We start from the raw sequence: 12,984 nt of genomic DNA, 5'->3' as shown, positions 1-12,984 counted from the left end.
CGGATATCCGCATATATCGGGCAAGAGCTGTTTTGAAACGAACGCGGGTTATCGGACGAGATAACCCGCTTGTAGAGAGGGACGAGGCTGCATCGGCCTCAACGCTTGCTGAACGCCAACCGCGCCGCAAACAGCACAAAGATCATCCCGGTGGTGCGGTCCATCCAGCGGATCACGCTTTCACGGCGCAGAAACCCCGACAACGGCTGCGTCGCGCCGATCAGCACCATCGACCACACCAGCCCCAGCACCACATGGATGCTCACCAGCCCGAACGTCCACGCCACCAGCGGCTGCCCCTGGGGAATGAACTGCGGCAGAAACGACACATAGAAAATCCCGACCTTGGGGTTGAGCACATTGCCCAGCATCCCCTTGAGGAACCAGTTGCCCCCGGCCTTGCCGCTGGCCTCGGCGGGCGCCAGCGAACGGCGAGGGCGCAGCAGCATGTTCACCCCGAGCCACGCCAGGTACGCCGCGCCGCAATACTTCAGCAGGTTGTAGCCCAGTTCCGACACTGCAATCAGCGCCCCCAACCCGAACGCCACCGCCGCACCCCACACCAGGCACCCGGCATTGATCCCCAACGCCGCCCGAAACGCCTGCCGCTTGCCCTCCACCGTAGCGGTGCGCAACACCAACGCCGTGTCGAGCCCGGGCGTGAGGGTCAACAGCGTGGCGGCAAACGTGAAGGCGAGAAGGTTGTCGGCGATGGACATGACGGCACAGGCTCCGGGTGAAGGTGCGGGCACGTTAGCCTGTTCAGGCCGGCGGATCCAGCAACGACACCAGCCGCGCCTCCAGCGAACCGCCGTCCGCCTCCAGCAACACCAGCGTCACCGGCAACCTGAACCGCCGAGGCCCGGCACTGCCGGGGTTGATGTACAACCGCCCGTCGCGCCGCTCGATCAAGGGTTTGTGGGAATGGCCGGTGATGACGAGTGAAATGGCCGGGTCGAGATCGGCGGGGACGTCGGCGATGTTGTGGACCAAAAGGGTGGGGTGGCCGTGCAGATCGAAGGTGAGCAGGTCGGGCAGATCCTGCGCCCAGGGGCTGTTCACGTCGTTGTTGCCGCGCACGGCGTGGACGGGGGCGATGGCGGCGAGTTGGGTGAGGATGTCCGGGTTGCCGATGTCACCGGCGTGGATGATGAGAGAACAGCCCTGGATCGCGGCCAGGGCTTCGGGGCGGAGGAGGTTGTGGGTGTCGGAGAGGATGGCGGTGGGCATGGGGGGATCCGGGGATGCTTGTCGCCAATATTTGACATTCTGCGACTGAGTATTGGGAGGCTGAAAAATGGTGACTTACTCCTATGCGTCCTCACATTTCCTGTGCTAGATTCAAATTGCTCATGGCACTAGGCCATGAGGTGGATCACAAGTTGTCAAGCCACCCATGATTATTTATCAGCGGGAGTAACATGGCGAACAACAGCACGCGGAATCTCTTCACTGAGAACCTCCAAATGTAATCGTGATACTGACATTATAAGTCAACTCTAGCAATACGCGGCCTAGTCTGAAAAGATGGATAATGTTTAGAGCATTGAGTTTAGCCGGTGGGGAGATTTAGGGACTGCCGCCATCCTATCCCCACCGGTTGGCTTAACAAGGTGTGAACATGGACAAGTTGCCGTGGTACAAGCCTAGAAAATATCTTCATTTCGATCGTCCCGTTGGCCAGAAGGCCGCGCTGGATTATGTTTCATCTCCCCATAAAGTCGCAGCTCATTCGTTCTATCCTTTTATTACTTACACCTCGGTGATTCTTAAGTGTCGATTGGATAATGATCGGGGGGTGCTTGTAAAAAATCCAAAGCCAAGGCCAATCAGTTACTCGGCTCACTTGGATTCTCATGTGTATGCTTATTACTGTTTTGTTTTAAGTAGGCTTTATGAGGATGAGCTCGTTCGCCGTGGGTTGCATACGTCGGTATTGGCTTTTCGTTCCGTTGATAAGAAAAGTAATATACATTTTGCAAATGATGCATTTCGCGAGATTAAGGAAAAAGGAGAGTGCTGCGTTCTTGCGTTCGATGTTGAAAAATTCTTTGAACGTCTAGATCATTCGCGAATGAAAGCAGCATGGGCGAAGCTGCTGGGAGTTCAAAAGCTTCCTGTTGACCATTTTGCAGTTTACAAGGCGATTACTAGGAGTTCTTGGGTCGACAAAGTCGCACTTTACAAGAAACTAGGTGTGTCGATCCATAATCCGAGAGTAGAGGGTCAGCGCCTCTGCTCACCTAAACAGTTTCGTGAAGATGTTAGAGAGGGAGGACTTGTTGCTACTAACCCTGAGCGACGAGGTATCCCTCAAGGATCTCCAATAAGCGCTCTTCTGTCAAATATATATATGTTGGAGTTTGATCTGGCGTTGTTGGCAAAGCTATCCTTGACGGAGTCTGTGTTCTATCGCTATTGCGATGATATTCTCGTCATATGTGATTCTGATAAAGAAGACGAGATTTATGAGTTTGTTAATGACGAAATTAGAAAGCTTGGATTGAATTTGCAGGAGAAGAAAACGGAAATTAGACAGTTTTCGTTTGATGCTGCTGGACAGCTTCGCTCTGATAAGCCAGTTCATTATCTTGGTTTTTCTTTTGATGGGGAACGTGTGCATATTCGCTCTTCATCTATAGCTAGATACTATAAGAAACTTCGCAAGCGTATCTGGGTCAGCAAAAAGGCAATGGATCGATGTAATGAGCTTCGGGCCGGAAGGGGAGAGCCACCAAGAGAGCTTTTTCTTCGAACAATCTATAAAGGTTATAGCTATCTTGGTCGTAGAAATTTTATTTCATACGGATTTAGGGCTGCAAGCATTATGGACTCAAAATCGATCAGAAAGCAGTTGCGTTCTCATTGGAGGAAGCTAAATAAGTTGCTGGTCGATGCTCGATCCAGTAGTGACTGAAGTGTTGGTGTTGTTTTGGAAGAATTTGACAACAAAGATGATTGATAACTAAGATATCAAGGAATGGTCTGGCATGGCAGTAGATATTCTAGTCACGACAGAAAGATTGCAAGAAGACCCGCTCGGCAGAGATTTAATAGATTCGCTTAAGAATTCTGAAAATGCAATTAGCGCTTCGTCGTCAACTCTTTACTATGATTTTCCTGTTTATTCAGACTACGATGGTGCAGATCATAAGCCAGATATCCTGGTGCTTAGCCGAAGCTGTGGAATCCTTGCTATTCGAGTGATTACGGAAATCCAAGCTGATCGTGACAGTACCAGTAGTCTTTTGGCAGTTGATGATTCGTTAAATCAATTTTGTAGCATATTAATAGGAAGATTGCTGAAAAGTAAGATATTAAGAAAGTCACGCGCGCAGCTTTCGTTGAGTGTTACTCCTGTTGTTTTTTGTGATAGCAGCTTGGCAGAAAAAATATTTGACTCAAGCGACTCTGAAGTTGTTTCTTCAATAGATTCATTAAAGGAGTTGATTCAGGATCTTGAGGAAGATCTTCTCGATCCAGAGGCATATGATGAAGCGCGATCTGTGATTGAGGGGGCTAAAGCTCTTACTCGGTCGAACAAGCGCCTGGTCGAAAATCCAGAGATGCAGCGCGCAGCAAGTGCGCTTGCTGAACTTGAGTCTGAAATTGCGAATTTTGACCAAAAACAGCGCTCCGCCGCTTTAATCACAATTAACGGTCCTCAACGGATACGTGGACTTGCTGGGTCAGGAAAAACGATAATTTTAGCAATGAAGGCTGCTCACCTTCATATGAACAGACCGAATGACAAAATCCTCTTGACCTTTTATACAAAGAGCTTGAAGTCATCAATAAAAAATTTGGTAACCAAGTTCTATAGACATTATAAAGAGGTCGATCCAGACTGGAATAATATCCATATACTGCATGGTTGGGGTGGTTCTAACACGAGAGGTGCGTACTCTGATGCATGCCTACGCGCTGGGAGAACACCCCTTACTTTCAGTACCGCACGCTCTGGAGCACCTAATGGGATCGATCCATTTGAGTTTGCATGTCAAGACCTGATGCTAAAGGGCGATATCGAAGAGTACTATGACCATATACTCATCGATGAGGGGCAAGATTTTCCAGCAGCATTTTATGAGTTAAGTTTCCGACTTGCGAAAGGCGACCGAGACAAAAAAAATATTGTATGGGCTTACGACGATCTTCAAAATATCCTGAAGGTCAGGATGCGGAGTCCTGCCGAACTGTTTGGTATAGATAACGATGGTGAACCACGTATATCGCTTGAGCGGGCAGCAAAAGGCCTACCGTTCAAGTTTACTAACGATACTGTCCTTAGCAAGTGCTATCGCAACCAGCGAGAGGTTCTCATCACTGCTCATGCACTTGGGTTTGGAGTTTACTCAAATATTGTGCAATTACTTGAAAGTGCTGATCACTGGAAGGATGTTGGTTACGAAGTTGTCTCACAAAATTATCATGCCAACGAAAAAATAGAAGTGGTGCGTCCAGTTGAAAATAGCCCGGTGAGCTTGGGCGGGGAAGAACTACCCGAGCTGATAGAATATTACAACGCAGAGTCGCTGAATGATGAAACAGAATGGGTTGCAGCCAATATAGCTGATTTCTTAGAGCAAGGCTTAAATCCGGAGGACATAATCATTGTGGCTTTGGATGATCGCCATATGAAGGGGTATTTTAGAGAGTTGTCTTCAAAGTTGGCAGATATGGGGGTTGCCTCGAATAATATTCATGCCGATCCGTATTCTGATCCGCCTTTTATGATACCAGGTAAGATAACACTTTCCACAATTTATCGTGCCAAAGGGAATGAGGCAGCTGTAGTATTCGTAATTGGTGTCGATGCGATTTCACTTAAAACACGAGGAGATCGTAATAAGTTATTCACAGCATTTACACGTACTAAAGCGTGGCTTCGTGTCTCCGGAATGCAAGGTTCTACAGGGCAAATTATTCAGGAAATGTCTGAGGCAGAGAGAAATTTCCCGGCCTTACGTTTCACTATGCCTGATCTTTCAAAGCTGGATATGATCCAGAGAGATCTCAGTCAGCGCTCTGTCAAGGCCAAAAAATTGAGGGCTGAGTATTTAGAAAGACTTCGTCGTGAGGGACTGTCAGAAGAGGATGCTGACTTGGATTATGACGATGAATAGGCAGGATGTTCAGTCGGGAATTAATAAAAGTTGGGAGTTGGCGGATAAGCTAGGGTTGGCTGCGGCTTTTTGTAATCCAAATTTACTCCCGGTAAATATTGATTTTCGAGATGCGGTTCTCTCTGCGGATAGTACGTACGTTGATGTCTATCTTGCGGCGATGAATCTGTCTCATTACAATATAATTTTGTCTGATTATTCATATTTTCAATTTGGTATGGAACGTGATGGCTATGTACGCTACGCGTATTATCCAAATCCATTTGTTTCGGGTAAAGAATCAGAGTCCGCGTCTTTCAAAAATATTACAGAGCTTTTTGAAAATCAGTTTATTTCGCATGAGGAGTATCTTTGTTTGCTGGACAGCAAGAAGAGCTTAAACGGTAAGCCCATGTGGAGATACGAAAATGCTCCCGATCAACGCAAGCGCTTCTTTCATCCGTGTTCACACTTTCATATTGGGTTTCATTCGGAAAATCGCTGGCCACTCAAAAGAACCTTGACCCCTCTTGCGTTTTCGATGTTGGTCTTTAAGCAATATTATGGCGAGGAGTGGAGGGCGTTTGGTGATGACGATGATCCAGAAGTTAGTAATACGTTTGAGCGTGCCTTGATTCGGGAACGCCAAAATTGTCATGTTGTTCCTGATGATCTATTTGAAAAAATAGAAGAACAAGCATTTTTTTTCTCGTAGCTGTATTGGCAGAGAGCCGCCATTCATGACGGCTCTCTGTAAGACATCACATTTATCCGCGGCTAACCCATGCAGGTCAGCCGCAGACCCCACACCTACTTCGGCTCAACGTTATCCAACGCCTGATTCACCGCCACTTCCCCCAACATCACCAACTGCGCAATGCCAATGGCCGTTTTGCGATGCATCGGCTCCAGCACCGCCGCAAAGTTATTGAGCATCGCACTCGCCGAGCCGAGGGATTCGCTGGCGTTGGCCAGTAGGGATTCGGTGTCGTAGACCGGGTTGGCCAGGTACATGGGTTCGGGTTCTGGGCGGGTGCCCATGATGTTGGGTGGGGGATTGAGGTAGTGGTCGAGGGCGCGTTCGGCGGCTTCGTTGAGCTTTCGGGACTCGGGGGATTCGTAGGGGGATGCCGGGTCGGTGACTGGTGGGTTTGGTGTTGGTTTGATCATGGTGAAACTCCCTTGTGTCGTCATAAGGAGCCATCACCCCCTCGCTACCAAACGATGGGTGGCGGCCATGCACAGGTTGGTAGACCGGGACACAAGGAGACCGGCGCGCCCGAAGACGCCCTGTGCATGACCACCATAAAACCGAGACGATAGAACGCCGCGCTGGTGTGCTGTGCACCTTGTGTTGATCTCGGGCTACCAAACCCGATCACCGTTTTTCGATGACCCGGAAACAGTAAAACCCGCACCCTAGACGCACAAGCCGGCGGATTCTGGCGCAGGCGTAGGCAACGGCGCAAGGCGTTGTAGCCCTGGGGAAGTAACGGCGGGTGTCTTTAAACGCCACCCAAAAAGCTTAAACAACGGCCTGCCTTTTCCGTGCGAGCACCTTGGGTTGAGCGGGCGTGACTACCTGGGCATTTGCCCGGTCATCAACCTGGAAGGAATGAGCAGCGTATTGGTGTAATACGCTTCGTACCCGTAGGCGGTGATGCGCACTTTGCAGGGGATTGTCGCTTGCGACGCCAGCAGGGGCCTGATGGCGTCGTAGTCATTCAGGTCGCGTTGGGTTCCGTTCGGCTGGGTGTAGTAGAAGACGAGCTCGGAAGAAAACGTGTGATGGGGTCGGGTCTCGCTGATCGCGGTCACCCGTCCTTCGGCTCGGATGTCGATGGTGTGTTCCGATGAGAAGTCCAAGTCCCGATTGAGGGAGCAAATCAGGGTAGGGGAGAGTTGGTTGGACTTTTCGTAGTCATTGAAAGCGTGCTGCAGATCCACCGTGGAGGTAAAGCGCGCCGTGAGCAGATGGCTGGGGCCACGTTCAAAAGACGATAACGTGAGGTTGGCCGGTGGGATGTTCGCCGTTTTCGTGCATCCGGCGCAGAGAAGTATCGCGAAGCCTATAACGCTGCGGAGCTGACTCACTGAGTTTTACCGTCCTTGGAATTTCGTCGCGAAGGGTGCCGCAAGTCGCGGTCGCCTTCAACCGGTTCAGAATCGGTAGTGCGGCCATTCGGACAGAGCCTACCCGCTTGCCCTCGGATCAAACATTTTGCCCGCAGCGATGCGGGCAGAATGCGAGGTGGATGAGCGTTGGAAGCGATCAGAAGGGTGGATTGCACCCGTTGGCCTCCGCCACTTGCTCAGTAGTGTCCTTACGGCGTGGTTCAAGGTTCCATGGGGCCTTGTCACGAGCGATAACGTAATGGCAGACCAGTTGCCGACGCATCCCACCACCGTCGTTGTTCTTCCATCTGGAATCATCGCCAAACTTTTTCTGCAACTCCGCCAACACAAAATTAGTTTGCTCCGGCGTGGCATTCTTACCGTATTGCGTAGGGGTGACTGACAGACTCCATTCGTTCTGGCCACTGCCAGGATCAAATCTTTCGATCCAAACTGCTGCTTGAATATATTCGATGGCAGGCGTTATCGAGCACTGTTGATCACTCGGTACATAAACAAATGAAGCGTCCTCCGCATACGTTTGAGGCAACGTCATCTGGATAATCGGTAGGCAGTCTCCAGTGCTGTTCAAATAGTCTTTCTGATCAAACTGCGCATCTTTTAAGCCACCTGACAAGTAAAACAATGCCTGAATAGGCTGCTTCTTGGGTTGGGTGGCGTCCCACGTGGCGAGTCTCAGCTCGTTTTGTTGCACAAATGTATCTGAATCCAGAGTCATTGCCTGAATAAACGCTTCAAAAGACTGGGTGGCTTTTTCATTGGCGCTGTCTCGAACGTTAAAACCACATTGGTTAAGGTTACTCAGACCGTCTTGTCTGTGCTTAGCCAACCATTGTTCAGCCGTCAGTATTCCCTGTTCATGACAAATGCGACTGTCGGCCGTCTGTTTGGTACTGGGGCCGCAACCTTGTTGTTCCGGGCGAGTAAAAGAGCCAGCATCTTCGGGAAATGCACACAACACTTGAGCAGGTATTTTGTCAGGTGGAGTGAGAAGCGGTGGATAGATAATATTCCCGTTATCTTCGTCGCGTACCAATCTTCTAAATTTGGAGTCAGAGCGCAAATAGGAGTATGACCACCCTCCACTGGCCATGGATGGCGGACTTGGCTCCCAGAATTTGTAAGCCGTAGATGGGATCGTTGCTCTGAATATGATTCCGTTGCAAGTAAAGCCAGGTGCAGAAAGTCGAGTGCAATACATGCGGGTATCGAGATAACGCGCACGTAAATCAGCCGCGACTCTTTGTCCCACCGCATCACCTGCCGCATCCGCAAAAACCAGGCCTGCCCATACACTTGAGCACACTGCGCCCACACAAAGAACACCACTCATCACTTTGGAAGTCATGACAGTTTCTCTCATTATCAATTTAAATATAAACAGCCAGTATTTTCAGTTGACTAAACGACAACCCCAGGATCAGGGCGGACAATTCGAAAATGTGGCTTAGATAGGATTACAACCTGCGACAACAGCTTTTTCATGCGTGGTATCTGGCCTGAACGGTTCCATATTCCATTCATTTTTGGTTCGGAATGTTGTAATCAGGCACACTAACTGGCGACGCATGCCGCCCCCATCTAACTCACGCCACTGGGGATCCGAGCCGTATTTCGTCGTCAACTCGGCGTAAAAAGAATCCGTTTGAGCAGCATTGATCATCCTGCCGCAATCGGTTGGGCTTACTGACAATGACCAGCGCTCGGCTTGCGCACCCGGGTCGTAACGTTTTACCCAAACGGCGGAGTCGATATATTGATTGCACGTCACATCCTCCAGGCGCGCCTGGTCTGCTGGAAGATACTTGAAGGTGGCCTCTTGTGAAGGATCCTGCGGCAAGGTCATTTTAATCACAGGAATGAAACGGCCATTGGCGGTGTAATAAGCCAACTGGTCTTTCTGGGCAGTTACTTTTCCGCGATCGGTTGCTTCACCTGTGATTGTGTTTGTGCCGAGATAAAACACTGCCTCTACCGGCACGTTGCGCCCATTCCCTTGAGGCCAGGAAGCAATCCTCACTTCATTGTTGCTCAGACCTATGGTTCCATAATGCTCGTTGCTCGCATAATCGTTGGCACGTATGAACTCCATGAAAATCGGAGCACCTTGGGGTTCATTTGCGTACCTTAAATCAAAACCACATTGCCGATGATGGGATTGTGCGTTGGCCTTATACGCTTCAACCCAAGCGTCCGCTGTACGTATGGATTGCATCTGGCAACTGTTTTCAACCTCTGCGGTTGTGAAGGCATCACCACACCCCTTATCGTCGCGCACATGTGAACCCGCATCTACCGGAAACGCACACAGTACATCTGGTTTTAGCATGTCCTCGGGGGTATTGAATTTCGGGAGCAATATATACCCATGTTGATGGTCAGAGGCCAGTTGACGAAACTTCACATCTTTACGCAAAAAAGAAAAAGCCTGCGCGTCTTTTGAAGCGGGGCCAGGATTCCAGAACCTGTAAGCTTCGGAGTAGACAGTTCCGCGAATCAATACGCCACTGCATAGTACCGCCGGACGACCGTTGGAACCGCAGTTCTGCACAGTGCTGTTATAGCGATCATTCAGATGTCTCTCGACCATCGCGCCAACTTGATCAGGCGTCATGTAGTCAGCATAGGCGTATCCATAAGCGGTAGAAGCACTAATGCACACTAATAAACTGCACAGACGATTCATCTCGTTCTCCTGGTGCCGATTAAAAAGCAAGAGATAATTCAATGAAAACGCTTCGGCCTGAATCCGTCTACTGTCAAAAATGACAGTGCAAAATATTCATTTCTCATTAGAAATTATTTTTTATACCGCAAAGCCCAAACCATTCGTCTAAACCGGCAAACCTTACAGGTTTACAAAGTTATTTAATGAACAGGAAAAAGTCTGGGTTCTGTCTGTAAAAAGACATCGCTGATGCCACTCCTTCGGCTCGGATGTCGATGGTGTGTACCGATGAAAAGTCCAGATCCCGATTGAGAGAGAAAATTAGGGTAGGGGAGCGTTGGGTGGCTCATTCACCTTTGCGGTACAGGCTCACCTTGGAATCCCCAAACCCGCCCTCATAACATCGCCTACACCCACACCCCGAGAGGACAGACCATGACCCGTCAAACCGAAACCGCCATTCTCGCCGGCGGCTGCTTCTGGGGCATGCAGGATCTGCTGCGGCGCTATCCCGGCGTGCTGCACACCCGCGTCGGCTACACCGGCGGCGAGGTGCCGAACGCCACGTACCGCAATCACGGCAACCACGCCGAAGGCATCGAGATCGTCTTCGATCCTGCGGTGATCAGCTATCGCCAGATCCTCGAATTCTTCTTCCAGATCCACGACCCCACCACGCCCAACCGTCAGGGCAACGACCGGGGGCCGAGCTACCGTTCGGCGATCTATTACCTGAACGAACAGCAACGGGACGTCGCCGAGGACACCGCCGCCGATGTCGATGCGTCGGGCCTGTGGCCGGGGCGAGTGGTCACCGAGATCGAACCGGCGGGGCCGTTCTGGGAGGCGGAGCCGGAGCATCAGGATTACCTGGAGCGCATTCCGAACGGCTACACCTGCCACTTCATTCGGCCGAACTGGAAGTTGCCGAAGCGGGGGTGAGTCCGCAGGGGGGGGGTGGTGCCGGCATCCGTCAAGGCGCCGGCAACTCAACCCGCGCCACCAACCCCGTCCCCAGCCGGTTGTGCAGCGTCAGGTCCCCACCTTGCTCGCGCACAATCGCCCGCGCCGACGAGAGCCCCAGCCCGACGCCGCCGGTGTCGCGGTTGCGCGAGGTTTCCAGGCGCACGAACGGGTCGAACACTCGCTCCAGCGCGTCTTCGGGGATGCCCGGGCCTTCGTCGCTGACCTCGATGCAGATCGCGTGGGGGCCGACGCTCAGGGCGATGCGCGGGCGGCGGGCGTATTTCTCGGCGTTCTCCAGCAGGTTGACGATGACCCGTTTGATGCCCAGCGGGCGGCCGTCGTACACCAGGCGGGCGGGGCCGCTGAAGTCGACGTCGATGCCTTGGTCGCGGTAGTCGTCGACGATGGTTTGCAGCAGTTCCGAGAGGTCGAACGCGGTCGGCGCTTCCGGGCGGGTGTCTTCACGGAAGAACGTGAGCGCGGCGTTGATCATCGACTGCATTTCTTCGATGTCGCGCACCAGTTTGTCCTGTTGGCTGAGGTCATCCATGAATTCGCTGCGCAGGCGCATGCGGGTCAGCGGGGCGCGCAGGTCGTGGGAGATCGCCGCGAGCATGTGGGTGCGCTCGCCGATGAAGTGCTGGATCTGCGCCTGCATGGTGTTGAAGGCGATGATCGCCTGGCGGATCTCTTCCGGGCCTTCGGCCTTGATCGGCGGCGCGTGCAGGTTGCGGCCGAAGTGCCGGGCGGCGCTGGCGAAGCGTTGCAGCGGCCGCGCCAGTTGGCGGGTGGCGACCCAGGCGACCAGCACGGTGGCGATCAAACCGAGCAGGATGACGATGGCGATGCGGGTGTGGATCTCCAGGCCCCAGCTGCGCGCCGGCGGCGTGAACGACAGCCAGCTGCCGTCGGCCAGCCGCAGGAGGGCGACGTAGCGGCCCTCGGCGCTGCCCGCCGGCCAGTCATTGGGGTTGTAGACCTCGATCGTGCGCCCGGTGCCCAGCAAGGTCTGCAGCACGGTTTCGCGGCCTGCCGAGGCGTCGTCGTCCACTTTGATTTGGCTGCCGTCCCCCGGCAGGCCGAAGTCGGCGCGTTGGGGCTTCCAGACCACATTGAGCAGCGGGCTGCTGGCGGCGCTGGCCAGTTGCGTCCGTAGCGGGGCGGGCGCGGCGTCGATCACGCGCACGGTCATGGCGATCTGCTCCAGCAGGCCGGTGCGCTCGATGGGCGGGCGCGCCCAGATGCCGGCCACCTGGACGAACAGGGCGTTGAGGGCCAGCGAGGCGACCATGGCCGCGACGATGGTCAGCGCGATGCGCCGGCTCAGGGTGTCGCGCCGCAGCAGTCGGCGGATCATGGGCGAGTGACCTTGGCGGAGAACATGTAGCCGCCGTTGCGCACGGTGCGGATTAAATCCGGGCGTTTGCTGTCGGGCTCGATCTTGCGCCGCAGCCGGCTGACCTGCACGTCGATGCTGCGGTCGTAGACGTCGTGGCCCTGGCCGTGGGTCATGTCGATCAGTTGTTCGCGGGTGAGGATGCGTTGCGGGTGTTCGAGGAACAGCACCAGCAGGTCGAACTCGCCGCCGGACAGCGGAATCATCACGTTGTCCGGGGAGCGCAGTTCGCGGCAGGTGATGTCGAGGCGCCAACCGGCGAAGCCGATCACCGGCCGCGTGGGTTCGCTGGCCTGGGCGGGCCGTTCGCCGGTGCGCCGCTGCACCGACCGCAGCCGGGCGAGCAGCTCACGCGGGGCGAAGGGTTTGGTCACGTAGTCGTCGGCGCCCAGTTCCAGGCCGACGACCCGGTCGCTGAGCTCGCCCATGGCCGTGAGCATGATGATCGGAATGCCCAGTTGCGTGTGCACCTTCTGGCACAGGCTCAGGCCGCCTTCGCCGGGCAGCATCAGGTCGAGGATGATCGTGTCCGGCCGCTGCCGGGCAATCGCCGCCCACATGGCCTGGCCGTCGGCGGCCACGTCCACCTCGTAGCCGTGCTGGACGAAGAACTTCTTCAGCAAAGACAGGATTTCCACATCGTCGTCGACGATCAGCAGTCTGCTCACGTTCACCGGGTTCCTTGGCGGCCCAAAAGAGGTGCGACTCTAAAA

12 protein-coding genes are annotated in these 12,984 nt (G+C 53.4%); 4 read left to right on the top strand and 8 right to left on the bottom strand.

Features of this window, described 5'->3' with window-relative positions; genetic code table 11:
• Positions 1-98: 98 nt before the first annotated feature.
• The gene (locus tag CAG33_RS15670; RefSeq protein WP_085632924.1) at positions 99-719 is read right to left on the bottom strand and encodes a LysE family translocator; all 621 of its coding nucleotides are present in this window, start codon (positions 717-719) and stop codon (positions 99-101) included.
• A gap of 43 nt (positions 720-762) precedes the next feature.
• Entirely contained in the window at positions 763-1,230 is a 468-nt protein-coding gene (locus tag CAG33_RS15665; RefSeq protein ID WP_085639248.1) for a metallophosphoesterase family protein, read from the bottom strand.
• Between the two features lie 391 nt (positions 1,231-1,621).
• On the opposite strand from CAG33_RS15665, the gene drt2 reads away from it, so the two are divergent.
• The 3 genes from drt2 (at position 1,622) to CAG33_RS15650 (ending at position 5,820) form a co-directional block, all read left to right on the top strand.
• The gene (gene drt2 / locus CAG33_RS15660; RefSeq protein WP_218189697.1) at positions 1,622-2,917 is read left to right on the top strand and encodes an antiviral reverse transcriptase Drt2; all 1,296 of its coding nucleotides are present in this window, start codon (positions 1,622-1,624) and stop codon (positions 2,915-2,917) included.
• A 73-nt stretch (positions 2,918-2,990) separates the two neighbouring features.
• The gene (locus CAG33_RS15655; RefSeq protein ID WP_085639245.1) at positions 2,991-5,126 is read left to right on the top strand and encodes a DEAD/DEAH box helicase; all 2,136 of its coding nucleotides are present in this window, start codon (positions 2,991-2,993) and stop codon (positions 5,124-5,126) included.
• Positions 5,098-5,820: a DUF2290 domain-containing protein gene (locus CAG33_RS15650; protein WP_170930013.1), complete on the top strand. Its 723-nt coding sequence runs from the start codon at positions 5,098-5,100 to the stop codon at positions 5,818-5,820. Before CAG33_RS15655 ends, CAG33_RS15650 begins: the two co-directional genes overlap by 29 nt.
• Before the next feature lie 95 nt (positions 5,821-5,915).
• Here CAG33_RS15650 and CAG33_RS15645 read toward each other — a convergent pair whose 3' ends face one another.
• From CAG33_RS15645 to CAG33_RS15630, 4 genes are all read right to left on the bottom strand, one after another.
• Positions 5,916-6,275: a DUF6124 family protein gene (locus CAG33_RS15645; RefSeq protein WP_085639237.1), complete on the bottom strand. Its 360-nt coding sequence runs from the start codon at positions 6,273-6,275 to the stop codon at positions 5,916-5,918.
• 408 nt (positions 6,276-6,683) lie between these two features.
• Positions 6,684-7,199 carry a hypothetical protein gene (locus tag CAG33_RS15640; protein ID WP_085639233.1) on the bottom strand — a complete coding sequence of 172 codons (516 nt, stop codon included), beginning with the start codon at positions 7,197-7,199 and terminating at the stop codon, positions 6,684-6,686.
• Between the two features lie 178 nt (positions 7,200-7,377).
• Entirely contained in the window at positions 7,378-8,589 is a 1,212-nt protein-coding gene (locus CAG33_RS15635) for a DUF2599 domain-containing protein (RefSeq protein ID WP_170930012.1), read from the bottom strand.
• Positions 8,590-8,688: 99 nt separating this feature from the next.
• Positions 8,689-9,927, bottom strand: a complete 1,239-nt coding sequence (locus tag CAG33_RS15630; protein ID WP_139833012.1) for a DUF2599 domain-containing protein — start codon at positions 9,925-9,927, stop codon at positions 8,689-8,691.
• A gap of 417 nt (positions 9,928-10,344) precedes the next feature.
• Between CAG33_RS15630 and msrA the strand changes: the two genes are divergently transcribed.
• Positions 10,345-10,851 carry a peptide-methionine (S)-S-oxide reductase MsrA gene (gene msrA, locus CAG33_RS15625; protein ID WP_085639222.1) on the top strand — a complete coding sequence of 169 codons (507 nt, stop codon included), beginning with the start codon at positions 10,345-10,347 and terminating at the stop codon, positions 10,849-10,851.
• A 31-nt stretch (positions 10,852-10,882) separates the two neighbouring features.
• On the opposite strand, the gene CAG33_RS15620 is transcribed toward msrA, so the two are convergent.
• Both CAG33_RS15620 and CAG33_RS15615 read right to left on the bottom strand, forming a co-directional pair.
• Positions 10,883-12,232: an ATP-binding protein gene (locus tag CAG33_RS15620; RefSeq protein ID WP_085639219.1), complete on the bottom strand. Its 1,350-nt coding sequence runs from the start codon at positions 12,230-12,232 to the stop codon at positions 10,883-10,885.
• Entirely contained in the window at positions 12,229-12,939 is a 711-nt protein-coding gene (locus CAG33_RS15615; RefSeq protein ID WP_085633011.1) for a response regulator, read from the bottom strand. The genes CAG33_RS15620 and CAG33_RS15615 overlap by 4 nt, the downstream gene beginning before the upstream one ends.
• Positions 12,940-12,984 lie beyond the last annotated feature (45 nt).

It is taken from the genome of Pseudomonas sp. B3(2017) (genome assembly GCF_002113595.1).
Taxonomy (GTDB): Bacteria; Pseudomonadota; Gammaproteobacteria; order Pseudomonadales; family Pseudomonadaceae; genus Aquipseudomonas; species Aquipseudomonas ekonensis.
Note: the sequence above shows the minus strand (reverse complement) of the source record. Positions and strands in the feature narration are given on the sequence as shown.